Source organism: Pseudomonas sp. AN-B15, from assembly GCF_019056475.1.
In the GTDB taxonomy this organism is placed as follows: domain Bacteria; phylum Pseudomonadota; class Gammaproteobacteria; order Pseudomonadales; family Pseudomonadaceae; genus Aquipseudomonas; species Aquipseudomonas parakoreensis.
The window spans coordinates 4,987,539-5,012,123 of sequence record NZ_CP049737.1 but is presented as its reverse complement, the minus strand read 5'-3'; the positions used below and the strand labels follow the sequence as shown (position 1 = coordinate 5,012,123).

17 protein-coding genes, 2 tRNA genes and 3 rRNA genes are annotated in these 24,585 nt (G+C 58.3%); 14 read left to right on the top strand and 8 right to left on the bottom strand.

What is annotated here, in order from left to right; translation table 11 throughout:
- Positions 1–337 precede the first annotated feature (337 nt).
- The 8 genes from GTQ41_RS22640 to GTQ41_RS22605 all read left to right on the top strand — a co-directional run bounded on the left by GTQ41_RS22640 (position 338) and on the right by GTQ41_RS22605 (position 9,274).
- A 16S ribosomal RNA gene (locus GTQ41_RS22640) occupies positions 338–1,874 on the top strand.
- A gap of 124 nt (positions 1,875–1,998) precedes the next feature.
- A tRNA-Ile gene (locus GTQ41_RS22635) sits at positions 1,999–2,075 on the top strand.
- Between the two features lie 9 nt (positions 2,076–2,084).
- Positions 2,085–2,160: transfer RNA gene (locus tag GTQ41_RS22630), tRNA-Ala, on the top strand.
- Between the two features lie 237 nt (positions 2,161–2,397).
- Positions 2,398–5,289, top strand: a 23S ribosomal RNA gene (locus GTQ41_RS22625).
- Positions 5,290–5,443: 154 nt separating this feature from the next.
- Positions 5,444–5,559: ribosomal RNA gene (gene rrf / locus GTQ41_RS22620) — 5S ribosomal RNA — on the top strand.
- Together the 16S, 23S and 5S rRNA genes with 2 tRNA genes alongside form the textbook arrangement of a ribosomal RNA operon.
- A gap of 149 nt (positions 5,560–5,708) precedes the next feature.
- Positions 5,709–6,368: a paraquat-inducible protein A gene (locus GTQ41_RS22615; protein WP_047296559.1), complete on the top strand. Its 660-nt coding sequence runs from the start codon at positions 5,709–5,711 to the stop codon at positions 6,366–6,368.
- Positions 6,355–6,978 carry a paraquat-inducible protein A gene (locus GTQ41_RS22610; protein ID WP_047296557.1) on the top strand — a complete coding sequence of 208 codons (624 nt, stop codon included), beginning with the start codon at positions 6,355–6,357 and terminating at the stop codon, positions 6,976–6,978. The genes GTQ41_RS22615 and GTQ41_RS22610 overlap by 14 nt, the downstream gene beginning before the upstream one ends.
- Positions 6,971–9,274, top strand: coding sequence for a PqiB family protein (locus GTQ41_RS22605; protein ID WP_047296555.1), 2,304 nt, complete (start codon positions 6,971–6,973; stop codon positions 9,272–9,274). The genes GTQ41_RS22610 and GTQ41_RS22605 overlap by 8 nt, the downstream gene beginning before the upstream one ends.
- 215 nt (positions 9,275–9,489) lie before the next feature.
- Here the strand turns inward: GTQ41_RS22605 and mksF are convergent, their stop codons facing one another.
- From mksF to mksB, 3 genes are read right to left on the bottom strand one after another with little or no spacing between them, the layout of a single operon-like run.
- Positions 9,490–12,330, bottom strand: coding sequence for an Mks condensin complex protein MksF (gene mksF, locus GTQ41_RS22600; RefSeq protein ID WP_217325361.1), 2,841 nt, complete (start codon positions 12,328–12,330; stop codon positions 9,490–9,492).
- Entirely contained in the window at positions 12,327–13,028 is a 702-nt protein-coding gene (gene mksE / locus GTQ41_RS22595) for an Mks condensin complex protein MksE (RefSeq protein ID WP_047296552.1), read from the bottom strand. The genes mksF and mksE overlap by 4 nt, the downstream gene beginning before the upstream one ends.
- Complete coding sequence (mksB, locus tag GTQ41_RS22590; protein ID WP_047296550.1) at positions 13,018–14,301, bottom strand: Mks condensin complex protein MksB; 1,284 nt, start codon at positions 14,299–14,301, stop codon at positions 13,018–13,020. Before mksB ends, mksE begins: the two co-directional genes overlap by 11 nt.
- A gap of 233 nt (positions 14,302–14,534) precedes the next feature.
- On the opposite strand from mksB, the gene GTQ41_RS22585 reads away from it, so the two are divergent.
- Together GTQ41_RS22585 and rimI are read left to right on the top strand one after the other, a co-directional pair.
- Positions 14,535–15,281, top strand: a complete 747-nt coding sequence (locus GTQ41_RS22585) for a hypothetical protein (RefSeq protein ID WP_047296549.1) — start codon at positions 14,535–14,537, stop codon at positions 15,279–15,281.
- Positions 15,274–15,726 (top strand): ribosomal protein S18-alanine N-acetyltransferase, encoded by a 453-nt coding sequence (gene rimI, locus GTQ41_RS22580; RefSeq protein ID WP_047296547.1) that lies wholly within the window; start codon positions 15,274–15,276, stop codon positions 15,724–15,726. The genes GTQ41_RS22585 and rimI overlap by 8 nt, the downstream gene beginning before the upstream one ends.
- Before the next feature lie 111 nt (positions 15,727–15,837).
- Here rimI and GTQ41_RS22575 read toward each other — a convergent pair whose 3' ends face one another.
- On the bottom strand, positions 15,838–16,242 hold the full coding sequence (locus tag GTQ41_RS22575) for a hypothetical protein (protein WP_047296546.1): 405 nt from the start codon (positions 16,240–16,242) through the stop codon (positions 15,838–15,840).
- A gap of 139 nt (positions 16,243–16,381) precedes the next feature.
- Here GTQ41_RS22575 and can point away from each other — a divergent pair, with 139 nt between their 5' ends.
- Positions 16,382–17,026 (top strand): carbonate dehydratase, encoded by a 645-nt coding sequence (gene can, locus GTQ41_RS22570; RefSeq protein WP_041074817.1) that lies wholly within the window; start codon positions 16,382–16,384, stop codon positions 17,024–17,026.
- 1 nt (position 17,027) lies between these two features.
- Here can and GTQ41_RS22565 read toward each other — a convergent pair whose 3' ends face one another.
- The 3 genes from GTQ41_RS22565 to GTQ41_RS22555 all read right to left on the bottom strand — a co-directional run bounded on the left by GTQ41_RS22565 (position 17,028) and on the right by GTQ41_RS22555 (position 20,712).
- Positions 17,028–17,543: an SET domain-containing protein-lysine N-methyltransferase gene (locus GTQ41_RS22565; protein ID WP_047296544.1), complete on the bottom strand. Its 516-nt coding sequence runs from the start codon at positions 17,541–17,543 to the stop codon at positions 17,028–17,030.
- Positions 17,544–17,719: 176 nt separating this feature from the next.
- Entirely contained in the window at positions 17,720–18,901 is a 1,182-nt protein-coding gene (locus GTQ41_RS22560) for a hypothetical protein (protein WP_047296542.1), read from the bottom strand.
- A gap of 116 nt (positions 18,902–19,017) precedes the next feature.
- Entirely contained in the window at positions 19,018–20,712 is a 1,695-nt protein-coding gene (locus GTQ41_RS22555) for an acid phosphatase (protein ID WP_047296540.1), read from the bottom strand.
- Positions 20,713–20,860: 148 nt separating this feature from the next.
- On the opposite strand from GTQ41_RS22555, the gene GTQ41_RS22550 reads away from it, so the two are divergent.
- Together GTQ41_RS22550 and GTQ41_RS22545 are read left to right on the top strand one after the other, a co-directional pair.
- Positions 20,861–21,151 (top strand): nucleotidyltransferase family protein, encoded by a 291-nt coding sequence (locus GTQ41_RS22550; RefSeq protein ID WP_041074825.1) that lies wholly within the window; start codon positions 20,861–20,863, stop codon positions 21,149–21,151.
- Positions 21,148–21,486, top strand: a complete 339-nt coding sequence (locus GTQ41_RS22545; RefSeq protein WP_047296538.1) for a DUF86 domain-containing protein — start codon at positions 21,148–21,150, stop codon at positions 21,484–21,486. The genes GTQ41_RS22550 and GTQ41_RS22545 overlap by 4 nt, the downstream gene beginning before the upstream one ends.
- 42 nt (positions 21,487–21,528) lie before the next feature.
- Here GTQ41_RS22545 and GTQ41_RS22540 read toward each other — a convergent pair whose 3' ends face one another.
- A complete protein-coding gene (locus tag GTQ41_RS22540; protein ID WP_217325360.1) occupies positions 21,529–22,947 on the bottom strand; it encodes a short-chain fatty acid transporter in 1,419 nt (472 codons plus the stop codon).
- Between the two features lie 264 nt (positions 22,948–23,211).
- Between GTQ41_RS22540 and GTQ41_RS22535 the strand changes: the two genes are divergently transcribed.
- Positions 23,212–24,525, top strand: coding sequence for an MFS transporter (locus tag GTQ41_RS22535; RefSeq protein WP_047296534.1), 1,314 nt, complete (start codon positions 23,212–23,214; stop codon positions 24,523–24,525).
- Positions 24,526–24,585: the final 60 nt, after the last annotated feature.

The following is a 24,585-nucleotide window of genomic DNA, read 5'->3' as shown; positions in this document are numbered from 1 at the left end:
TGTTGACAGCAGCGTGTAACGCTGTAGAATTCGCCTCCCGCTAACGAGAGATCGGAAGCGCAAGTGGTTGAAGTTGTTGAAGAATTCTTCGAAAACTTCTGAAAATAATCACTTGACAGCAAATGAGGCTGCTGTAGAATGCGCGCCTCGGTTGAGACGAAAGATCTTAACCAACCGCTCTTTAACAACTGAATCAAGCAATTCGTGTGGGTGCTTGTGGAGTCAGACTGGTAGTCAACAAGATTATCAGCATCACAAGTTACTCCGCGAGAAATCAAAGATGTAACCAACGATTGCTGAGCCAAGTTTAGGGTTTCTTAAAAACCCAAAGATGTTTGAACTGAAGAGTTTGATCATGGCTCAGATTGAACGCTGGCGGCAGGCCTAACACATGCAAGTCGAGCGGATGAGAGGAGCTTGCTCCTGGATTCAGCGGCGGACGGGTGAGTAATGCCTAGGAATCTGCCTGGTAGTGGGGGACAACGTTTCGAAAGGAACGCTAATACCGCATACGTCCTACGGGAGAAAGCAGGGGACCTTCGGGCCTTGCGCTATCAGATGAGCCTAGGTCGGATTAGCTAGTTGGTGAGGTAATGGCTCACCAAGGCGACGATCCGTAACTGGTCTGAGAGGATGATCAGTCACACTGGAACTGAGACACGGTCCAGACTCCTACGGGAGGCAGCAGTGGGGAATATTGGACAATGGGCGAAAGCCTGATCCAGCCATGCCGCGTGTGTGAAGAAGGTCTTCGGATTGTAAAGCACTTTAAGTTGGGAGGAAGGGTTGTAGATTAATACTCTGCAATTTTGACGTTACCGACAGAATAAGCACCGGCTAACTCTGTGCCAGCAGCCGCGGTAATACAGAGGGTGCAAGCGTTAATCGGAATTACTGGGCGTAAAGCGCGCGTAGGTGGTTTGTTAAGTTGGATGTGAAATCCCCGGGCTCAACCTGGGAACTGCATCCAAAACTGGCAAGCTAGAGTATGGTAGAGGGTGGTGGAATTTCCTGTGTAGCGGTGAAATGCGTAGATATAGGAAGGAACACCAGTGGCGAAGGCGACCACCTGGACTGATACTGACACTGAGGTGCGAAAGCGTGGGGAGCAAACAGGATTAGATACCCTGGTAGTCCACGCCGTAAACGATGTCAACTAGCCGTTGGGAGCCTTGAGCTCTTAGTGGCGCAGCTAACGCATTAAGTTGACCGCCTGGGGAGTACGGCCGCAAGGTTAAAACTCAAATGAATTGACGGGGGCCCGCACAAGCGGTGGAGCATGTGGTTTAATTCGAAGCAACGCGAAGAACCTTACCAGGCCTTGACATCCAATGAACTTTCCAGAGATGGATTGGTGCCTTCGGGAACATTGAGACAGGTGCTGCATGGCTGTCGTCAGCTCGTGTCGTGAGATGTTGGGTTAAGTCCCGTAACGAGCGCAACCCTTGTCCTTAGTTACCAGCACGTTATGGTGGGCACTCTAAGGAGACTGCCGGTGACAAACCGGAGGAAGGTGGGGATGACGTCAAGTCATCATGGCCCTTACGGCCTGGGCTACACACGTGCTACAATGGTCGGTACAGAGGGTTGCCAAGCCGCGAGGTGGAGCTAATCCCACAAAACCGATCGTAGTCCGGATCGCAGTCTGCAACTCGACTGCGTGAAGTCGGAATCGCTAGTAATCGCGAATCAGAATGTCGCGGTGAATACGTTCCCGGGCCTTGTACACACCGCCCGTCACACCATGGGAGTGGGTTGCACCAGAAGTAGCTAGTCTAACCTTCGGGAGGACGGTTACCACGGTGTGATTCATGACTGGGGTGAAGTCGTAACAAGGTAGCCGTAGGGGAACCTGCGGCTGGATCACCTCCTTAATCGACGACATCAGCTGCTCCATAAGTTCCCACACGAATTGCTTGATTCATTGAAGAAGACGATAGAAGCAGCTTTAAGCTCCAAGCTGATAGCTCTGAGCTAATCAGTTACGCGCTCGAAATTGGGTCTGTAGCTCAGTTGGTTAGAGCGCACCCCTGATAAGGGTGAGGTCGGCAGTTCGAATCTGCCCAGACCCACCAATTTTGTATGGGGCCATAGCTCAGCTGGGAGAGCGCCTGCCTTGCACGCAGGAGGTCAGCGGTTCGATCCCGCTTGGCTCCACCATTAACTGCTTCTACTTGTTAGAGCTTAGAAATGAATATTCCGGCGTGAATATTGATTTCTAGTCTTTGATTAGATCGTTCTTTAAAAATTTGGGTATGTGATAGAAAGATAGACTGAACGTTACTTTCACTGGTAACGGATCAGGCTAAGGTAAAATTTGTGAGTGACTCTTAAGAGTTTTGCGAATTTTCGGCGAATGTCGTCTTCACAGTATAACCAGATTGCTTGGGGTTATATGGTCAAGTGAAGAAGCGCATACGGTGGATGCCTTGGCAGTCAGAGGCGATGAAAGACGTGGTAGCCTGCGAAAAGCTTCGGGGAGTCGGCAAACAGACTTTGATCCGGAGATGTCTGAATGGGGGAACCCAGCCATCATAAGATGGTTATCTTGTACTGAATACATAGGTGCAAGAGGCGAACCAGGGGAACTGAAACATCTAAGTACCCTGAGGAAAAGAAATCAACCGAGATTCCCTTAGTAGTGGCGAGCGAACGGGGACTAGCCCTTAAGTGGCTTTGAGATTAGCGGAACGCTCTGGAAAGTGCGGCCATAGTGGGTGATAGCCCTGTACGCGAAAGTCTCTTAGTCATGAAATCGAGTAGGACGGAGCACGAGAAACTTTGTCTGAATATGGGGGGACCATCCTCCAAGGCTAAATACTACTGACTGACCGATAGTGAACTAGTACCGTGAGGGAAAGGCGAAAAGAACCCCGGAGAGGGGAGTGAAATAGATCCTGAAACCGTATGCGTACAAGCAGTGGGAGCAGACTTTGTTCTGTGACTGCGTACCTTTTGTATAATGGGTCAGCGACTTATTTTCAGTGGCGAGCTTAACCGAATAGGGGAGGCGTAGCGAAAGCGAGTCTTAATAGGGCGTCTAGTCGCTGGGAATAGACCCGAAACCGGGCGATCTATCCATGGGCAGGTTGAAGGTTAGGTAACACTGACTGGAGGACCGAACCGACTACCGTTGAAAAGTTAGCGGATGACCTGTGGATCGGAGTGAAAGGCTAATCAAGCTCGGAGATAGCTGGTTCTCCTCGAAAGCTATTTAGGTAGCGCCTCATGTATCACTGTAGGGGGTAGAGCACTGTTTCGGCTAGGGGGTCATCCCGACTTACCAAACCGATGCAAACTCCGAATACCTACAAGTGCCGAGCATGGGAGACACACGGCGGGTGCTAACGTCCGTCGTGAAAAGGGAAACAACCCAGACCGTCAGCTAAGGTCCCAAAGTTATGGTTAAGTGGGAAACGATGTGGGAAGGCTTAGACAGCTAGGAGGTTGGCTTAGAAGCAGCCACCCTTTAAAGAAAGCGTAATAGCTCACTAGTCGAGTCGGCCTGCGCGGAAGATGTAACGGGGCTCAAACCATACACCGAAGCTACGGGTATCACGCAAGTGATGCGGTAGAGGAGCGTTCTGTAAGCCTGTGAAGGTGAGTTGAGAAGCTTGCTGGAGGTATCAGAAGTGCGAATGCTGACATGAGTAACGACAATGGGTGTGAAAAACACCCACGCCGAAAGACCAAGGTTTCCTGCGCAACGTTAATCGACGCAGGGTTAGTCGGTCCCTAAGGCGAGGCTGAAAAGCGTAGTCGATGGAAAACAGGTTAATATTCCTGTACTTCTGGTTATTGCGATGGAGGGACGGAGAAGGCTAGGCCAGCTTGGCGTTGGTTGTCCAAGTTTAAGGTGGTAGGCTGAGATCTTAGGTAAATCCGGGATCTTAAGGCCGAGAGCTGATGACGAGTTACCTTTCAGGTGACGAAGTGGTTGATGCCATGCTTCCAAGAAAAGCTTCTAAGCTTCAGATAACCAGGAACCGTACCCCAAACCGACACAGGTGGTTGGGTAGAGAATACCAAGGCGCTTGAGAGAACTCGGGTGAAGGAACTAGGCAAAATGGCACCGTAACTTCGGGAGAAGGTGCGCCGGTGAGGGTGAAGGACTTGCTCCGTAAGCTCATGCCGGTCGAAGATACCAGGCCGCTGCGACTGTTTATTAAAAACACAGCACTCTGCAAACACGAAAGTGGACGTATAGGGTGTGACGCCTGCCCGGTGCCGGAAGGTTAATTGATGGGGTTAGCTAACGCGAAGCTCTTGATCGAAGCCCCGGTAAACGGCGGCCGTAACTATAACGGTCCTAAGGTAGCGAAATTCCTTGTCGGGTAAGTTCCGACCTGCACGAATGGCGTAACGATGGCGGCGCTGTCTCCACCCGAGACTCAGTGAAATTGAAATCGCTGTGAAGATGCAGTGTATCCGCGGCTAGACGGAAAGACCCCGTGAACCTTTACTATAGCTTTGCACTGGACTTTGAATTTGCTTGTGTAGGATAGGTGGGAGGCTTTGAAGCGTGGACGCCAGTTCGCGTGGAGCCATCCTTGAAATACCACCCTGGCAACTTTGAGGTTCTAACTCAGGTCCGTTATCCGGATCGAGGACAGTGTATGGTGGGTAGTTTGACTGGGGCGGTCTCCTCCTAAAGAGTAACGGAGGAGTACGAAGGTGCGCTCAGACCGGTCGGAAATCGGTCGTAGAGTATAAAGGCAAAAGCGCGCTTGACTGCGAGACAGACACGTCGAGCAGGTACGAAAGTAGGTCTTAGTGATCCGGTGGTTCTGTATGGAAGGGCCATCGCTCAACGGATAAAAGGTACTCCGGGGATAACAGGCTGATACCGCCCAAGAGTTCATATCGACGGCGGTGTTTGGCACCTCGATGTCGGCTCATCACATCCTGGGGCTGAAGCCGGTCCCAAGGGTATGGCTGTTCGCCATTTAAAGTGGTACGCGAGCTGGGTTTAGAACGTCGTGAGACAGTTCGGTCCCTATCTGCCGTGGACGTTTGAGATTTGAGAGGGGCTGCTCCTAGTACGAGAGGACCGGAGTGGACGAACCTCTGGTGTTCCGGTTGTCACGCCAGTGGCATTGCCGGGTAGCTATGTTCGGGAAAGATAACCGCTGAAAGCATCTAAGCGGGAAACTTGCCTCAAGATGAGATCTCACTGGAACCTTGAGTTCCCTGAAGGGCCGTCGAAGACTACGACGTTGATAGGTTGGGTGTGTAAGCGCTGTGAGGCGTTGAGCTAACCAATACTAATTGCCCGTGAGGCTTGACCATATAACACCCAAGCAATCTGAATGCTCGAAAGAGACCAGATTGCGGTGTGTGAAGACGCAATGAACCGAAAGTTCGCGCTACTCACAAAACACCTGTATCACATACCCGATTTGCTGAAGCGAGGCCAGTTGGTCACGAGTCAGTACCCGAATTTCTTGACGACCATAGAGCGTTGGAACCACCTGATCCCATCCCGAACTCAGAAGTGAAACGATGCATCGCCGATGGTAGTGTGGGGTTTCCCCATGTGAGAGTAGGTCATCGTCAAGATTAAATTCCGAAACCCCAATTGCGAAAGCAGTTGGGGTTTTGTTTTGTCCGCAGGAAAGTATTTTTACTTAGGCAGCGAACAATTTTGCACAGTTATTTTCGAATCAGAACACTAGAATAGCCCCATCCTTTTCGGAGCCAGAGCCTTTATGTCAGATCCGGTTGACGCCCAAGGGCTGTCAGATTTACCGCTGGAAGACTTGGTGGCTTGTCATGAGTGCGACCTGCTGATGCGCAAGCCCAAGCTTGCCCATGGCGAAAAAGCACTCTGCCCTCGCTGCGGTTACGAGTTGTACGCCCATCGCCATAATGTGGTGCAGCGCAGCCTTGCCTTGGTAATCGCAGCACTGTTGTTGTACATCCCGGCAAACTTTTTACCCATCATGCAACTCAATATCCTCGGACAATCTTCGCAGGATACGGTCTGGAGCGGCGTGCTCGGCTTGTTCAATACGGACATGCAGGGCGTTTCGATCGTTGTATTCCTGTGCAGTATGGCTATTCCGTTGCTGAAGTTGCTGTGCCAGTTATTCGTATTGCTGACGATCCGTTTCAACGTCGGGCGTAGCTACGGTTTGCTGCTGTATCGCATTTATCACCACCTCAAAGATTGGGGAATGCTCGAGGTTTACCTCATGGGCGTCCTCGTGGCGATCGTCAAACTGGCGGACATGGCGGCCATCACCGTCGGCCTCGGTCTGGCGTGTTTCATCGGTTTGTTGTTGGTTCAGATCTGGCTGGAAGTGGTGATGTCACCGCATCAGATCTGGCAGGCGTTATCAGGAGAGGATGCCCATGCGGGCGATTGATGCGGGCATTCTGATCTGTACCGAATGCCATGAATTGAACAAACTGGATGCGGACATCGACGAGCAGACCTGCACCCGCTGCGGTGCGCTGGTTCACGCTCGTCGTCCGAACAGTCTGGCCCGAACCTGGGCCCTGCTAATCACGGCTGCGATTATCTACATCCCGGCCAATGTGTTGCCGATCATGACGGTCAGTTCGCTGGGTCAGGGCGATCCCAGCACCATCATGTCCGGCGTGATCCAGTTGGTGCAGCACGGCATGATCCCGATTGCCGCGGTGGTGTTCATCGCCAGTATTCTGGTGCCGACGTTCAAACTGGTCGGTATTGCGCTGTTGCTGTTTTCTGTACAGCGCCGCCAGCCATTGTCTGCACGGCAGCGGATCTGGATGTATCGCTTCATCGAGTTCATCGGTCGCTGGTCGATGCTCGACATCTTTGTGATCGCCATTCTGGTGGCGGTCGTCAACTTCGGCCGGCTTGCCAGTGTCGAAGCCAATCTTGGCGCCATCGCTTTCGCCAGTGTGGTGATTCTGACGATGCTTGCCGCAGTAACTTTCGATCCCCGACTGATTTGGGATAACACGGAGTCGGACGACGACCATGACTGATTTGCCTGTAGCGAAAACCCGACCGGCCTCCAACTGGTCTGCCATCTGGGTACTGCCCCTGATCGCCCTGATCATCGGCGGCTGGCTTGGCTGGCGTGCCTATAACGAAACCGGTATCGAGATTCAGGTTCGTTTCGAAAGCGGTGAAGGCATCCAGGCCAACAAAACCGAGGTCATGTACAAAGGCATGTCGGTCGGTAAGGTGAAGACGCTCAAGCTCGACGACGAAGGCAATTCCAAAGGCGTGATCGCCACTGTGGAGATGAACAAGGACGTCGAACAATACCTCAAGACCAGCACCCGCTTCTGGTTGGTGAAACCAAGCGTCACCCTGGCCGGCATCACAGGACTGGAAACACTGGTTTCGGGGAACTACGTGGCCATCAGCCCGGGTGAAGGCGAGCCGACCCGCAAGTTCAAGGCCCTGGCTGAAGAGCCTCCATTGTCGGATTCCAAGCCTGGCCTGCACCTGACTATCAAGGCCGATCGCCTCGGTTCGCTGAATCGCGGCAGCCCGGTGTTCTACAAGCAGATCAAAGTCGGTCAGATCAAAAGCTACGTGCTGTCTGAAGACCAGAGCACTGTTGAACTGAAAGTGTTCATCGAACCGACCTACGCCAAACTGGTGCGCAAACACACGCGTTTCTGGAATGCCAGCGGCATCAGCATCGACGCCAACCTGTCGGGGGTGAAAGTGCGCAGCGAGTCCCTGGCGAGCATCGTCGCCGGCGGTATCGCCTTCGCCACTCCGGAGAATCGCAAGGACAGTCCACCCACCGATCCAAGCCTGCCGTTCCGTTTGTATGAGGACTTCGACGCCGCCGCTGCCGGCATTCGGGTCAAGGTCAAACTCAGTGATTTTGAAGGCCTGCAGGCCGGCCGCACGCCGGTGATGTACAAGGGCATTCAGGTCGGCAATCTGAAAGCGTTGAAAATCGATCCGGATCTCAACAGCGCCACGGCCGAACTGACGCTGGATCCTCTGGCCGAAGATTACCTGGTCGATGGCACGCAGTTCTGGGTGGTCAAGCCGTCGATTTCCCTGGCCGGTATTACCGGGCTCGAAGCGTTGGTAAAAGGCAACTACATCGCCGTGCGTCCGGGCGACAAAGGTGCTGCGCCGAAACGTGAATTCGAGGCGCGGCCAAAAGCCCCGCCACTGGATCTGCGCGCCCCCGGTCTGCACTTGGTGCTGTTCACCGATGTTCTCGGTTCGATCGAAGTCGGCAGTCCGATTCTGTACAAACAGGTCAAGGTTGGCTCGGTCCAGAGCTATCAATTCTCCAAGACCAAAAAACAGATCGTCATTGGCGTGCATATCGAGAAGGAGTACGAAAACCTGGTCAACGCCTCGACGCGCTTCTGGAATGTCAGCGGCATCACCCTCACCGGTGGTCTGACGGGCGGAATTCAAGTGAAGAGCGAGTCGTTGCAGACGTTGATGGCCGGCGGTATCGCTTTCGAAACCCCGCAAGCCAAGGCGCCGTTGCAGAAGCGTATTCCGCGCTTCCGTCTGTTCGCCAACCATGACGAGGCCAACCAGAAAGGCACGCTGGTGACGATCAAGGTCGACCGCGCCGATGGTTTGCGCCCGGGCACCCCGATTCGTTTCAAGGGGCTGGATGTCGGCAAGATTGAAGACGTCGATCTGACCGACGATCTGCAAGCCGTGATGATTACCGCGCGGATCACTGAAGTGCCGGAGAAGATTGCCCGGGTCGGCAGCCAGTTCTGGGTGGTCAAGCCGGAGTTGGGGCTGATCAAGACCCAGAATCTGGAAACCCTGGTCACCGGGCAGTACGTGGAAGTGCAGCCGGCGGCGAAAAATCTTGGCCCGCAGAAGAACTTCGTCGCGCTGGCGAATCCGCCGGAGGTGGTCAAGCAAGAGGCCGGTTTGAGTCTGGTGTTGAGTGCCGCCCGTCGTGGCTCGCTGAAACCGGGCGTACCCGTGACCTACCGGGAAATCACCGTGGGCAAGGTCACCGGTTATGAACTGGGGCAGACGGCCGACCGGGTGTTGGTGCACATTCTGATCGAGCCGAAATATGCGCCGTTGGTGCGCAGCGGCAGCCGATTCTGGAATACCAGCGGCGTCGGTTTTGACATCGGTTTGTTCAATGGTCTGACAGTACGCACAGAGTCGCTGGAGACGGCGATTCAGGGGGGCATCGCTTTCGCTACCCCGGACGGTGAACGGATGGGCAACCCGGCGCGTGCGGAACAGACGTTCCCGCTGTTCGAAAAGTTTGAGGATGAGTGGCTGACCTGGGCGCCGAAGATTTCGCTCGGTAAGTAATCCGGAATTGATGTGGCGTCTACAAAGACGCCATCGCTGGCAAGCCAGCTCCCACAGGGTTTCATGTCGTATACAGAATGTGTGTTCAACGCAAAAACCTGTGGGAGCTGGCTTGCCAGCGATGAGTTCCTCCTATTCAGCACAAATCCAAAGCCATAAAAAAGGGCCGCGATCCCAACAGATCGCGGCCCTTTTTGGTTTTCAGCTAAAGCCGGTCAAACCTCATCCAGCTCTGGCTCATCGGCTTGCACGTTGACGGTGGCCTTCACCACATCATGCCGGCGGATGTACTTCCAGTCCGCCTCATCGATGTAGATCCCCGCCGGGCCGCTGCCGCCTTCCAGGTCGATGGCGACACTGGCGCAGACCTGCGGCTTCACACTCGCCAGAATCGGCACGAAGCCCAATTGCAGGCTGGTTTCCAGCAATGCGGCCTGGTTCTTCTCATCGATGTCTGCCGCCTCATCGAGGTAGTACGGCAGGCGCACGCGACCGGCCAGGTCGCGATCCATCAGGTGCAGCAACAAGTACATGTTGGTCAGCGCCTTGATGGTCATGGTGGTGCCGTTGGAGGCCGCGCCGTCGATGTCGGTGTGGATCACCGGCTGACCATTGACCTTGGTGATCTCGAACGCCAGTTCGAACAAGTCCTTGAGGCCGAGCTGGTTGTGGTTCGCCGCCACCAGCCGTGCCAGGTATTCCTTGGCCTCTTCGTTCTTGTTGTCCTGCTCCGCGCTTTGGCTCAGATCGAACACCGACAGGGTTTCGCCTTCTTCGTACTGACCGGCGCTGTGGATGATCTGGTCGATGTGCTTGAGCGCTTCCTTGTTCGGCGCCAAGACAATGCGGAAACTCTGCAGGTTGGACACCTGACGCTTGTTGATCTCGCGGTTGAACAGCGCCAGTTGGTGCTCAAGGCTGTCGTAGTCGCTGCGAATGTTGCGCAGGGTCCGGGCGATGTCGGTGACCGCCGCACGCCGCGCTTTGCCCAATGTCAGGGCTTCGTCGGTGCGGTGCGCGTAAGCGTTGATCAGCAACGACAGACGGCGCTCCATGTCGTCTTCGCTGTCAAACTTGGCCACGCCTTTCAGACGCACTTGCGCGTACAGCGCTTCGATCTGTCCGTCGGCGCGCAGCAGACCCTGCCAGCTGTCCTGATAGTCATTGAGCAGCGGCAGCAGGTTGTCCATCGAATCGTCGACCGGATCCATGAACGGCGTACCGAATGGCAGATCCGCCGGCAGCAGCTGACGGCGGCGCAGGGCATCGTCGAGGGTACGTTGCTTGGCTTCCATGTCGGCGATCTGCCGGCCGACCAGTTGCAGCTTGGCCGAGAGTTGCTGGACGCGCTCGGTGAACGCGTCGCTGGAGCGCTTGAGTTCGTCCTGCGCCGCTTCCATCTGCGCCAGTTGCTCGAGCTTGTCGCCCTCTTCGGCGCTCAGCGTTTGAGTACGACGGAAATCTTCCAGGGCTTTCTGCGCATCCAGCACTTGCTGGTACAGCGCTTCGGTCTGGGTCTTGCTAGCGGCGCGGTCGGCGGCCACGGCTTGCTGAGTCTTGAGCTGCTTGAGCTCTTTTTCCAGACGCTCTTTCTGGTCACGCAGCGCGGCGCGGTCGGCCAGCGCTTGCAGAGCCGGCGGCTCGATGTGCGAGATGTCGATCGACAGCCCCGGCACTTCGAAACGCTCGCCCTTGAAGCCATCGAGGATCAGCTCGACCGATTTGACCCACTCGCCATCGTCGTCGAGGGTGATGCCGTGCTCGCCCAGCGGCAGGCTGAACAGCGCGCTGTTGAACAGGCGCATCAGGCGCTCGACGTCCTGCTGCGAGAATTCTTCACGCAGGCGGGCGTAGCTGTTGTTGTCGGCGTGATCGAGTTGCTGCTTCACCGACTTCAGACGCTTTTCCAGATCGCGCAGACGTTCTTCCAGATCCTCGGCGCTGAACTGCCGGGACTGGGCCAGCGCACCGGCCAGTTCGTCGTGAGCGTCCTTGGCTGCGAGCAGTTGTTGCTCCAGCACTTTGACGTCATCGACCAGCGCAAAGCGGTTCTTCAGCACCGACAACTCGCCGAGCCAGCGCTGGATACCGGAGATTTCCCGCTCCAGACGCATCAGCTCCTGCGTGCCGCCACGCTGGTCGTTTTGCAGATCGTCCTGCTCGCGACGGTAGTGTTCGGCCTGAATCGTCAGTTCTTCCTTGCGTGCATTGGCGTAGTCCGACCAGGTGCCGAGCAACGAGTCGAGCAGCGGCGACAGACGATGCAGTTTGCCGCGCAACACGTCGCGCTGTTTCACGCCGTTGGCCAAGGCCTCGACCAATGGGCCGGCGGCGACCAGCGAGTTGTAGTCCTGCTCCATCCGGCGCACATCGCGGAAGGCTTCTTCGCACGCAGCAATGTAATCGACGCTGCCGGAACGCAGGCTGTGCTCGAAGGCATCGAGGAACAGTTGCTTCAACTTGGCCGCAGTGATTTCGCGCATGTGCAGCAGGTTGATGAACAGCGCGCGGAAGGTCTTCAGGCTCTGCTCGCTGGTGGAGCGCAGCGGAATCAGCGTCAGGTCCAGCGGGATCGAGGTGTGCCCGCCCACCAGCATACGACGCAATTCATCAGGCTTGAGTTCGTAGGCTTTCAGGCCTTCTTTCTCAAGGTTGCTGAACAGCTCTTTCTGCCGCAGGCAGGTATCGTTTTTCTGGTAATGCGCCAGGTCGAGCTTGCCGGCGTAAGCGAAGAACTGGTGACCGAAACCACCGCCCGGGCCGCGACCGACCACGCCGATCACGTGCGGGCCGTGAGGCAGATTGACTTCGACGAGGATGTAACTGGTGTCGGAGGCGAAGTAGAAGCGCCGCGATTGTTCCAGGCTGTACTTGCCGAAACTCATGTCCGACATGCGCGCCAGAATCGGGAACTGCAAGGCGTTGATCGAGGCGGACTTGCCGAGGTTGTTCGCGCCGTAAACCGATAGCGGTTCTTCCAGCGGGAACAGGCCGAGGCTGTAACCGGCGGTGTTCAAAAGGGCAAAGCGGCGAATGCCGTAGCGTTCCTGGCTCATGCGTCGGACTCCTGTTCTTCGGCAATGGCGCGGGCCAGTGCGTCTTCTTCGCTTTCTTCTTCGAATTCGGACAGATCAAGCGGATCGTCGGTTTCGAGGAATCTGGCTTCGGCTTCCTCGTCGATCAGCACCGGTGCCGGCAGTGGCAGCACGCTGTGCACGCTGGCCGCCAGATCGCGGTCCTGCTGCACCGACAGGCACACGTCGAGGAAACGGTGCATCGGCGGCAGGAAACGGTACACGCCGTTTTCTTCGCTGGCGAAACCGAGCTGGGTCATGCGGCGCATGATTTTTTCTTCCAGCTCTTCAACGGTCTGAACTTCGGCCTGGATGAACAGGTCGCGGTATTTATCCAGCAACGACGGCAGCTCTTCACGGCCGAGGCTGCCGCCGTCGAGCACGGCGATCGGGTCGCGGCCCTGATCGGCCAGATGCTCGACGAGGATGAAGGTGAACAGCGCCAGGCGCTGGGCGGTCTTGTTCACCGCCGCAGCGGCCATGTCCGGCACGAAGTAGTAGAAGCCACGGGTGTCGCAGACCAGCTCGAACCCCAGCGCCTTGAACAGCGTGCGGTATTGATCCTGGAAGTTCGACAGTTGCGCGTACAGTTCCGGGTCGCGGCGGCTGACGTGGTAGCCCTTGAACAGCTCGCGGAAGATCGGCGCCAGTTGGGACAGTTCGGATAGATCAAGATGCATTGGGGATGCTCGCAGAATCCTCGGCGGCGGCAGGGTCGCGGGCCGAGAGCAGGGCGAAGGAGCGCAGGCTGACCTGATGCTCGTGAGTGTGGTATTCGCGGCGTTCCAGACGCTCGCGGGTGAAGCGTTTTTCCCGCGACAGGCGCGAGAACCAGTAGAGCAATTCGTCGGTGGCGCCGTCCGGTTCCTGTTCCAGCAGCCAGGTCATCAAATCCGGCATTGGCAGGGACTCTTCGCAACGCTCGACCATCTCGCGCACGGTGCGCGGTGCACGCGGGGCGTCGCCGGATTTCTGGGTCTTGTGGGCTTTGGGGAACCGCGCCGGTTTCGGCTCGAAACGCGCCAGGGCGTAGACGTAGGCCTCGACCTGACTGGCGCTGCCGAGGAAGGTGCTTTGCGGCCGGGTGAACAGCGGCATCGCCGCTTGCGGCACCGCATCGATACCTTTGCGACGGATCGCCGCCAGTGCCAGCGCGGCGCCACGGGTCACGGCGTTGTGTCGGCGCGCTTCTTCCCGCAGCGGCAGCAGCAGTTCGCGGGCATGACGCAGGGTCAGCTGGGCACTGGTCTGCATTTCGAGGATGCGCGCGTGGGTGCGCAGCAGCATGTCGTCATCGACCAGATGGCCGAGGCGCTGCTGTTCGCTGAGCATTTTCAGCAGCACGGTTTCGACCTTGCGCACACCTTGTTCGAAGGCGCCGTCCGCGTTCACCAGATCGATCATCGGCTCGACGTATTCGTCCCAGGTCGCCAACACTTCGGCATAACGCTGACGCAGCGGAATCTGCCGGTCGCTGGTCTTGGCCCGTTCGGCGACGGCCACCAGCGCCTGTTCGTCGTTGTCGAGTTTCTTCAGCACGTCGCGTACGCGCATGTCGAGCAAACGCAGCTGACGGGCGAGGTCGTTGCCGTCGCGCACATCGAACGCGTCCTGAATGTAGCCGGCCAGCCGTTCGAGGTGGCGCAGATAGGCTTCGATTTCCAGGCACAGGCCCAGCCGGTGTTCCCGGCGCAGGTAGGCAAGGAAGTCGTGAATTTGCGCATTGAGCTCGAAACGGTTCGGGCTTTTCGCCACGGGGACCAGAATGTCGAGGCGAATCCACACGTCGAGCAGGCTGGTGATGTCCTGCGGCGTGCTGTCCAGTTGTTGGGCGGCCAGTTGCGTGCGCAGTTCGTTGAGGCTCAGGGTGCCTTGGTCGAAGTGCTCGCACAGTGGCTCAAGAAGTGCCCAGTGTTCAGCGAGGGCGCGCAAGACGCGCTTGGGTTCGATCATCGGAATGGCCGGCTGGTTGGCGATTAAAAGCCGCGATTGTACTGCATCAGGAGGGATGCGATTCACTCTCGGGACGGGCTGTCGCATTTTCTAAGGGAGCGAGCCCAGGTAAAGGCTATCGATCAACAGCAAGCGATCTTGAACGAAGGGCTGTAGAATCAGCCCACTTCAGTTATCCACAAGTGGCCGACCCTTTGCTTATCGAGTCCCGCCGCCGCGCCTATTTGAACGCCATGCAGGTGGTCAACTGGCTGCCGCGCACCGAATTGCCTTTCGCCGCCCCGTCGCGGCCCGAGCTGCTGGACATGCCCGAGCCTGAGCCAGAGGTCGCGGTGATGCCGGTAGTGCAGGCCGAGGCTCCGGCGCAGCCTGCCGCCCGTCCGGTCGAACGGCCGAAGATCGAAGTGCCGCGCCCGTCGCTCGCCAGTACCCGCAACGGCGCCAAACCGGTGGAAGAGGTCGAGGAGGCGCCAGTTGTCGCCAGACCCGCGCCGGTGCCGCCCCCGCGTTTCGCCCTGCAATTGCTGCGCGCCGGGGCTTGCCTGCTGCTGGTGGAGTTACCCACCGGCGAAGCGTTCCAGAGCCGCGATCCGGCCTATCTGTTGCTCAAGGACATGCTGCGCGCCGCCGGACTGCCGGATGCGCCACAAATTGTCGGAGAGCCGGTGCGCTGGCCATGGCTGAACCGCGGAACCATGGATCAAGGTCCGGAAGCGGCGCGCGACTTTGTTCAGGGTTTCCTCTCGGTACAGATGGAAGCGGCACCTTGCGCCTGCCTGTGGTTGATTGGCCTGCCGGCGGTGCGCTTTGCCGGTGAAGCGGACGCTGAAGCGTTCAACAGTGAGTTGCAGATCGAAGGCCTGGGCCTGGCCTGGGCCATTCCCGGTCTGGAATTGTTAATGGAAGAGCCACAGCGCAAAGCCGCTGTGTGGCAAGCCATGCGTCGGCTGATGGCGCGCTGGAAACCATCGAATGAGTGAAGCTGTATTGTTCCGCCCGATGACCGAGGCGGATCTGGACGCGGTGTTGAAGATCGAATACGCGGCGTACAGCCATCCCTGGACGCGCGGGATTTTTCTCGACGGGCTGGGTAAGTATCAGATCTGGCTGATGTTCGAAGGCCAGCAGCAAGTCGGCCATGGCGTGGTGCAGATCATTCTGGATGAGGCGCACCTGCTCAACATCACGGTCAAACCGGAGAATCAGGGGCGAGGGCTGGGGCTGACGCTGCTGGAGCATCTGATGTCGATTGCCTACAAGGCTGACGCTCGGGAATGCTTTCTGGAAGTGCGTGACAGCAATACCGCAGCGTTCAAGCTGTATGAGCGCTATGGCTTCAACGAAATTGGCCGGCGCCGGGATTATTATCCGGCGGTGGGCGGGCGTGAAGACGCCGTGGTCATGGCCTGCACGTTGGTCGACTGAATACCTGTAGGCGCTGCCGAAGGCTGCAATCTTTTGATTTTGTTTTTAGAAGCAAGATCAAAAGATCGCAGCCTGTGGCAGCTCCTACAGGGGATTGCATGATGGCGGTGACTAGCGGTTGCCATCCAGCGGATCGCGCTGCGCCAGCTCCGCCTCATCCAGACCATTGCCGCCGCCGATGTCATCTTCGTCGACAATGCTCAGATCCCAATCCGCCTGATTGCCTTCGCCAGCTTCCTCGGCATCCCGGGCGCCATCTTCATGAATCAGCGTTTCCGGGCTCAGGTCATCATCGGTGGGTTCATGGTCAGCGGTCGATGCGCCGGTGAACCCGGCCTCACGCACTCGCTCATTGGGCATCAACTGCTCGCGTTCACGTTCCGGAATCTCGTCACCGATTTTCGCGCTGGGTTCTTCTTCATCAAAATCCAGTTCATGCACCGAGCCCATGCGGTCCTCGTTATCATCGATCGGTTCCGGTTGCACCGCATCGTACGGTCGTCGTGAATCAGTCATGGCAAATCCTCATACTGTGGGCCTTACTAGGTGGACTCACCGCACACCCAGGAATTCCAACGAAAACACTTGCGACCCTTGCGTGACCCCGACGGGTGGTCGTCTGTCATACCTGCGCATCTTTCTTGAGGCCTTAACCATGCACGACTTACAAGACCTGATTGATAACAACGAGCGCTGGGCTGACGCGATCACCAAGGAAGATCCGGAGTTCTTCGCCAAACTGGCGCGCCAGCAGACCCCGGAATATCTGTGGATCGGCTGCTCCGACGCGCGAGTGCCGGCCAACGAGATCGTCGGCATGCTGCCGGGCGATCTGTTCGTACACCGCAATGTTGCCAACGTCGTGCTGCACACCGACCTCAACTGCCTGTCGGTGATCCAGTACGCGGTCGACGTGCTCAAGGTCAAACACATTCTCGTGACCGGCCACTATGGCTGTGGCGGCGTGCGTGCCTCGATGCAGGATCGCCAGTTCGGCCTGATTGATGGCTGGCTGCGCTCGATCCGTGACCTGTACTACGAAAAACGTGAAGAACTGGCCAAGCTGCCGACCGAGGAAGAACAGGTCGACCGCCTCTGCGAGCTGAACGTTATCCAGCAAGTGGCCAACGTCGCCCATACCAGCATCATCCAGAACGCCTGGCATCGCGGCCAGAGCCTGTCGATTCACGGTTGCATCTACGGCATCAAGGACGGTCGCTGGAAAAGCCTGAACACCACCATCAGCGGCTTCGAGCAACTGCCGCCGCAGTACCGTCTGCGTCCGGTCGGAGCGTTGTAATTCAGTCTGGATGTCGCCAGCGCTGCAAAAAGTGCTGACCCTCGATCGTGGGTGGTTCATCGTAACCGGTGATCCACCCACGGCAGCGCGGCGAGCCGCAAGTACAGGCGAACTGTTGCAGCAAACGGTCTTCGGTGGCCGCGAAGTCGATGGTCAGGTGGTCTCCCGGCTGAATATCGCGCAGCGCCCATAACCACAATTCGCTCATGTCGAGGAACGCATTCGGGTCGCAGGCATGTTCGAGCAATCCGCAAAAACGCGGATCGTAGAGATGGATGCCGACCAGTAGCTGGCGAGTCTGGCGGCAGCGATAGGGCAGCAATTGCCCGGACACCCGACACATCCGGGTGATCCGCAGGAACGCCCGGCGCGCTACCACCGACGCGCGGCCATCGTCTTGCTTAACGATTTCGAAATCCTCGCTGGATGGGAAACCCAGGCGCACGGGCAATCCGGCAAACGGATAGATACCGGGTGCGTCGCGGGGGATGTGATGCTGATGAGCCTGATTGTTCATAACGATCCCTGTCGGCAAAAGTTGCGACTTCCCTGGTCTGACGTCCTGTCAGCGCTGCAACATGTTTGGATCCAATCCTCTCGCGTATACGTCAAAGCGTCTACTGTCAGATCTGACAGGCGTGATCGACTGCTTCCCGTGTCAGCATCGACTGACACGGGAAGGCTTTCAGCCCATCAGAGGTGTGGCGCGGGAACGGCGGTGGCCGGCATTTCGCCCTGAAGCTGTTGCAGTTGTGCCTTGATCGGCGTGGTCGAGCACTTGGCAGCAGCTTCGGCCGGGGTCAAGTTGCGGATCGAGGTGTAGAACAACTCGCAGGTCTTGCCCTTTTGCGTCACTTGCCAGGTTTGCGTACAGCTGTTGAGCAGGGTTTTCGCATCGGTGCCGGGCTTGCTGCCCATCCCGGCCTGCCAGCAGGCCGCGCTCAAGTCCTGCCCCATGACCTTCAAGCCGGCGGCATCGGCTTTCGCTTCATCACCGTCGTAGCTGGCCGGATCGGCGGCGTACCAGATGTAGCTCGGATGGTTCGAACCCAGCACCGGCACGTTCACCCCCGCACTCGGGCTGATGGTCGCCAGCCCCAGTACGGCGACGGTCGGGCCATATTGCTGCTTGATCCAGTTACGCACCGGTGCGCCGAACGCGACCATCGGCAGGGTGGTGCCGGCGCTGGTCTGGCTGAACTGCTTGACCAGCGTGGTCTGATAATCCTTGAAGTAGTCGTAGACACCTTCCAGGTCACTGCCGGCATTGGACGGCGCCGCGATGGGGGCGATGTCGATGATGGTCTGATAGGCCGGCGTCTGGTCGGCCGGAATGCCGTTGGCGGTCAACAGCGTGGCCCAGCGATCCGTGGTGTTCGAGCGCAGGTAATCCTGGGCCTGGGTCAGCGAGTAATCCGGCGGGAAGTGCAGCAGCTCGACGCTCTTGCGGTTTTCCAGGGCCATGCCCAGCGGCAGGAAGAGGTACCAGTTGTACGCCCATTTGCCATCGGCATTGAGCTTGCTGGCGCCGGTATAGGCCAGATCACCGGCGTCGAGCAGCGCCGACAGCGGCTTGTCGTAGCCTTTCGGTACGCCACTGATCTCAACGTAAATCTGCCCGTTATCGTTCTTCACCAACACCTTCGCATTGCTATAGCCATCGCGTTGCACGCTCTGGCTCAGGTAATGCGCGACGGTCTGCTCCCGCGTCCAGTTGCGATAGCAGATCACGCTGCAGTTGTTGGGGTAGGCAAAAAGGCGAGTGACGCGCTCGGTGCTGCCCAGCTTCAGATCGACATCGGCGTGGGCCGCCGCGCTCAATGTGAGCGCGGCGAGTGTCAGCGCGGCGGGGGTAAATCCTGCGAGTTTGAACATGCTCAGATCCTTTTCAGCGTGGGTTCCCCGGAGTTTGGGGCGCTTCATATTGGATCAGCCGTGTTGCACAGTGAAGCTGTCATTCGCGGATTTTTCGTCAGCTCGCCGCGCTCGGCTCACGCCTGAAAATGCAGGGCGTTGCTCAGATCGCCCATGGGTTTCTGGCCACGGGCAATCATTGCTTCATCGCGCTGCTTGAGGCCGTCGAGGGTTTCCAGTTGGAACACCCGGGTGATCAGGCGCAGGATCGACGCCGTGTCGTAGACCGTGTGATCCACCGTGCCTTTGCGGGCGAACGGCGACACCACCAGCGCCGGCACCCGCGATCCCGGCCCCCAGCGATCGCCCTTGGGCGGTGCCACGTGATCCCACCAGCCGCCGTTTTCATCGACGGTGACAATCACCACCATGTTTTTCCATTGCGGGCTTTCGCGCAGCACTTTGAGGGCGCGGACGATGTGCCGGTCGCCGGAAGCCACGTCGGCATAACCGGCATGCATGTTCAGGTTGCCTTGTGGTTTGTAGAACGTGACCGCCGGCAACTTGCCGGCCTCGGCGTCGGCGAAGAATTTGTTGGTGCTTGACTCATCCCCCAGCCCGGCATCGCGCAGGCGTTTGCTGCGCTCCTGCGGGTTTTCCGGGCCTTGTTGTTGGAAATAGTTGAACGGCTGGTGGTGATATTGAAAGTTGGGGATCTTCGGAATCCCGCCGGAATCCTTGTATTGATCCAGCGTCGCCTGCCACGCGCCGGCGTACCAGGCCCAATCGACATTCTTCTTCGACAGCTTGTCGCCGATGTGCTCGTGGGTCTGCGGCACCAGCACGTTGGGCAGATCCGGTTTGGAGTACGCCGGACGCTCCGGGTCGCGAATCCATGTTGGCCAGTACGGCGGGGCAAGGGTGTTGACACCGTAGCCGTCCGGCGTGAGCGCACTCGGGCCGAACTGCGGCGGGCCGCTCATGGCGCTGGCTGGCGATGCCTCCAGCGGCTTGAGGCGCGGATCGGCCGGGTCGGCGCTTTGCAGCGCGGCGATCTGCGACTTGGCCACCGAATTGGCCGCGTCCGGATAGAACGGCGCGGTGGCGCTGATCAGGTATTGGTGGTTGAGGAACGAGCCACCGAATGCGCCCTGGAAGAAGTTATCGCACAGCACGAATTCCTGAGCCACGTCCCACAGACGCAGGGAATAACGGCTCTGAGCGTAATGGCCCATGGTCAGCCCGCCGGAATCAGCCCAGGCAACAAAGCCATCGTTCTTGCCGCCATTGATCTGCATCTGGTTCTGATAGAACACGTGCCACAAATCGCGGGTGACCAGACCGAATGGCAGGTCTTCACCGTTCGGGCCTTTGAGGGCGAACGGTGCGTTGGGCAGGTTTTCCTGAAACTGCACGGCGGCGGGGTAGGTCACGCCATCGAGGGTTTGCGGGCCGATCTGCAACACGCCGCCCCAGACGGGCGGCAGTGTCTGCAACAGACTGCCGTCGCGATCACGTTGCTGGTAATCGGCAGGTTTGAGCGCAGACAGCGGCTTCTCGACACCGGGGAAATCACCGAACAGGTTGTTGAAGCTGCGGTTTTCGGCATAGATCACCACCACGGTTTTCACTTGATCGCGCAGGGCCTTGTCCAGCTCGGCTGACGTCAGCGGGCGCTCGGCCGGTTTGCCCGGCGGGTTGCTGGCGTTACCGCAACCGGCCAACGTCGCGCCCACACCGAGGACGGCAACTCCACCGAGGAAGCGGCGGCGACTGGTGTCGGTGAGGGTGTCGGATTCAGGTGCGTCAGTGCTGTCTGTTTCGTCTTTCATCTGTCAGCCCGTTTTGCTTAATTGTTTCAGTTTGTTTCGGGCGGACGCTAGCAAGGGAATGTGACGGTTGGGTTACAAAATCGTGCGGTGTCTACGACCCCTTCGCACTGCTAGACTGCTGCAATAGCGAAACTGGCCTGAGTGAACCATGAAGCCTTCCATTGCTCTTGATCTGCAACGAGCTGCCGTTCGTGAGGTTGTCGGCAGATTCCGTGTGGCCAATCCGCGTGTGTTTGGCTCGACGCTGCTAGGTACCGATATGGAGGGCAGTGACCTTGATCTGTTGGTCGATCCATTGCCCGGTACCACCTTGTTTGATCTCGGCGGGCTTCAGGTTGAGCTCGAAGATTTGCTGGGCGTTACCGTCGACCTGTTGACCCCAGGAGATCTTCCGCTGAAGTTTCGTCAGCAGGTACTTGAACAGGCCCGTCCCGTATGATCGCGAACCGGCTTGGCGATTACCTTGAGCATATGCGTCAAGCTGCAAGCGATGCGCTGGTCTTCGTCGAAGGTCTGAGCAAGGAAGAGTTCGTCGACGACAAACGGACGCAACAAGCGGTCATCATGAGCCTGGTCATTATTGGCGAAGCGGCAACCAAAATAATGGACCGGTTTCCGGAGTTCGCGGCTCAGAACACTCAAACTCCCTGGCGCAGCATGCGCGGGATGCGTAACCGGATCGCTCATGGTTATTTCGACATCAATCTGGATGTCGTTTGGGAAACAGTTCAGGTTGCCCTGCCTGAGCTATTGAGAGTCTTGCCCTCCGAGTAACATTGATAGCACCTGCCCTGAGGCAGGTGCTATCTCGTCAATCTATGGCATTACCGGCGGCGTATACGTCAATGTCGTCCCCAGCGCCCACAGCAGGAACAGCACCAGCGGCGTGTGCACCAGCAATTGCACGAACGAGAAGCCGATCAGGTCCCGCGCCTTCAAGCCGAGCACACCCAGCAGCGGCAGCATGTAGAACGGGTTGATCAGGTTCGGCAGCGCTTCAGCGGCGTTGTAGATCTGTACCGCCCAGCCGAGGTGGTATTGCAGATCGTTGGCCACTTGCATCACGTACGGCGCTTCGATGATCCACTTGCCGCCGCCGGACGGGATGAAGAAACCGAGAATCGCCGAGTACACGCCCATCAACAGCGCGTAGGTGTCGTGGGACGCGATGCTGACAAAAAAGGTCGAGATGTGATGCGCCAGCGTCTGCGCATCGGCACCTTTGACCGTGGTCAGCAGCGCAGCAATCGAGCCGTACAGCGGGAACTGGATCAGCACGCCAGTGGTGGTCGGCACCGCGCGGGCCACCGCATCGAGGAAGCTGCGCGGGCGCCAGTGCAGCAGCGCGCCGAGCATGATGAACAGGAAATTATAGGTGTTGAGCCCGGAAATCGCGGTGATCGCCGGTTTGGTCGAGAACTCGTGGAACAGCCAGCCGGCCGCCAGCAATACCAGCAGAATGATCAGCAGTGGACTGTGCTCCAGCCATTCCCCGGGCCGGGTGCGCGGTTGCAGCGGTGGCAGATTGAACGCCGGGTCGATGCCGCAATCCTTGGCGTCGCGCGCAGAGTTCGGGCCGGGCGCGGTGGCGTAGGCGACGATGATCGAAATCACGATCAATGCCAGCAGCATGGCGCCGGATTGCCAGAGGAAGATGGTCTGCGTGAACGGAATCACCCCGGTGATCGACAGGATCGCCGGCGGCAGGCTGGCCGGGTTGGCCTGCAATTGCGCCGCCGATGATGACAGGCCCAGGGCCCAGACCGCACCGAGGCCCAGATACGCCGCCGCACCGGCCGCGCGGTAATCCATTTTCAGATCGGTGCGGCGGGCGAGGGCGCGCACCAGCAAACCGCCGAACACCAGCGACAGACCCCAGTTCAACAGCGAGGCGACCATCGATATCAGCGCGACCCAGGCCACGGCGGAGCGGCCGTTTTTCGGGATGCGCGCCAGTTTGTCGATCAGTTTGACCGCCGGCGGCGAACTGGCGACCACGTAGCCGCCAATCACCACGAAGGCCATTTGCATGGTGAACGGAATCAGGCTCCAGAACCCGTCACCGAAGGCCATCGCGGCATCGGTGGGTTTCGCGCCCATGGCCAACGTGGCCAGCGCGACAATGATTACGGCCAACGCGGCGAACACCCAGGAGTCGGGGAACCAGCGTTCGGCAAAGTTTGAACAGCGCAAGGCAAAGCGCGCGGAGCGGCTATCTTCGATATCAACGGCCACAGGGAGTACCTCGGATTTTTATGGTTATTGTGGTCCTTGGGACATTCAAACCCGACAACCCTGTGGCGAGGGAGCAAGTTCCCTCGCCACAGAGGTAGACCTGATTCAGATGTGTCCCGCCAGACAAGCCTCAACAGTAAATCAACCGCCGCCATTTTGTGAGCAGGTTCTGCCAAACCGTGACCATGGTCTAACGGGTTGTCCCCGGGCGGATTTGCGTAGACCATGAGCGCCTTGGTTTTTTGCCTGCCAGAGTGCTTTGCCATGACTGCCCAATCCCCAGCCCGACCGGCGCCGTTCAGCCGTTCCGATTACAAGACCCTCGGCCTTGCGGCCCTTGGTGGGGCGCTGGAGATCTACGATTTCATCATTTTCGTGTTCTTCGCCCTGACCCTCAGCCAGTTGTTCTTCCCGCCGGAAATGCCCGAATGGCTGCGTCTGCTGCAAAGCTTCGGGATCTTTGTTACCGGGTATCTGGCGCGTCCGCTGGGCGGGATCCTGATGGCGCATTTCGCCGATCGCCTGGGCCGGAAAAAGGTCTTCAGCCTGAGTATCCTGATGATGGCGCTGCCGTGCCTGCTGATCGGGATCATGCCGACTTATGCCCAGATCGGTTATTTCGCGCCGCTGCTGTTGCTGGCACTGCGCATCCTGCAAGGCGCAGCGGTTGGAGGGGAGGTGCCGAGTGCCTGGGTGTTCGTCGCCGAGCACGCGCCTGCCGGACATCGCGGATACGCGCTGGGCTTTTTGCAGGCCGGGCTGACCTTCGGTTACTTGATTGGTGCACTGACCGCGACTTTCCTTGCACAAGTGTTCAGCCCGGCGGAAATCCTCGATTACGCCTGGCGTTATCCATTCCTGCTCGGTGGCGTGTTCGGCGTGATCGGTGTGTACCTGCGCCGTTGGTTGAGCGAAACCCCGGTGTTCATGGCCATGGAGGCGCAGCGTGAAGCGCGGGTCGAACTGCCGCTGCGTACGGTGCTGCGCGAGCATCGACTGGCGATGTTGCCGGCCATGCTGCTGACCTGCGTGCTGACCTCGGCCGTGGTGGTGTTCGTGGTCATTACGCCGACCATGATGCAGAAAACCTTCGGCATGACCGCCAGCCATACCTTCGCCCTCAGTGCGCTGGGCATTGTCTTCCTCAACATCGGCTGTGTGATCGCCGGGCTGCTGGTCGACCGTCTGGGGGCCTGGCGCACCGTCATGCTCTATAGCCTGCTGCTGCCCTTGGGAATCGGCGTGCTTTACAGCTGCTTGATCATGGGCGGTCACTGGATCGGGCTGGCATACGCCATCGCCGGTCTGGCCTGCGGTGTGGTGGGTGCGGTGCCGTCGGTGATGGTCGGGTTGTTCCCGGCGCGAATTCGCGTGTCGGGCATCTCCTTCACCTACAACATTGCCTACGCCGCGTGGGCGAGCATCACACCGTTGTTGCTGATCGGTCTGATGCCGTGGAGCCCGTGGATCTGCGTGATGTTCTGTGCGGTGATGGGCGTGGTGGGGCTGTTGAGTGCGCTGTATTTCGGCTCGCGAATGCAACGTACAGGGCAATGCCAGGTGGCCGGAACTGTCTGATCGCACGCCCGTGAACTATTTTTGACCGACGGGTCTCAAGCGCTCTTCAGAAAAGAAATT

Bases quoted from the DNA above. Each gene is read 5' to 3' on its own strand.
- can (WP_041074817.1), top strand. From the start codon at position 16,382: ATGCACGACTTACAAGACCTGATTGATAACAACGAGCGCTGGGCTGAC.
- mksB (WP_047296550.1), bottom strand. From the start codon at position 14,301: ATGATCGAACCCAAGCGCGTCTTGCGCGCCCTCGCTGAACACTGGGCA.
- GTQ41_RS22550 (WP_041074825.1), top strand. From the start codon at position 20,861: ATGAAGCCTTCCATTGCTCTTGATCTGCAACGAGCTGCCGTTCGTGAG.
- GTQ41_RS22565 (WP_047296544.1), bottom strand. From the start codon at position 17,543: ATGAACAATCAGGCTCATCAGCATCACATCCCCCGCGACGCACCCGGT.
- GTQ41_RS22605 (WP_047296555.1), top strand. From the start codon at position 6,971: ATGACTGATTTGCCTGTAGCGAAAACCCGACCGGCCTCCAACTGGTCT.
- GTQ41_RS22560 (WP_047296542.1), bottom strand. From the start codon at position 18,901: ATGTTCAAACTCGCAGGATTTACCCCCGCCGCGCTGACACTCGCCGCG.
- GTQ41_RS22585 (WP_047296549.1), top strand. From the start codon at position 14,535: ATGCAGGTGGTCAACTGGCTGCCGCGCACCGAATTGCCTTTCGCCGCC.
- GTQ41_RS22555 (WP_047296540.1), bottom strand. From the start codon at position 20,712: ATGAAAGACGAAACAGACAGCACTGACGCACCTGAATCCGACACCCTC.
- GTQ41_RS22615 (WP_047296559.1), top strand. From the start codon at position 5,709: ATGTCAGATCCGGTTGACGCCCAAGGGCTGTCAGATTTACCGCTGGAA.
- mksE (WP_047296552.1), bottom strand. From the start codon at position 13,028: ATGCATCTTGATCTATCCGAACTGTCCCAACTGGCGCCGATCTTCCGC.
- GTQ41_RS22535 (WP_047296534.1), top strand. From the start codon at position 23,212: ATGACTGCCCAATCCCCAGCCCGACCGGCGCCGTTCAGCCGTTCCGAT.
- GTQ41_RS22545 (WP_047296538.1), top strand. From the start codon at position 21,148: ATGATCGCGAACCGGCTTGGCGATTACCTTGAGCATATGCGTCAAGCT.
- GTQ41_RS22575 (WP_047296546.1), bottom strand. From the start codon at position 16,242: ATGACTGATTCACGACGACCGTACGATGCGGTGCAACCGGAACCGATC.
- GTQ41_RS22610 (WP_047296557.1), top strand. From the start codon at position 6,355: ATGCGGGCGATTGATGCGGGCATTCTGATCTGTACCGAATGCCATGAA.
- rimI (WP_047296547.1), top strand. From the start codon at position 15,274: ATGAGTGAAGCTGTATTGTTCCGCCCGATGACCGAGGCGGATCTGGAC.
- mksF (WP_217325361.1), bottom strand. From the start codon at position 12,330: ATGAGCCAGGAACGCTACGGCATTCGCCGCTTTGCCCTTTTGAACACC.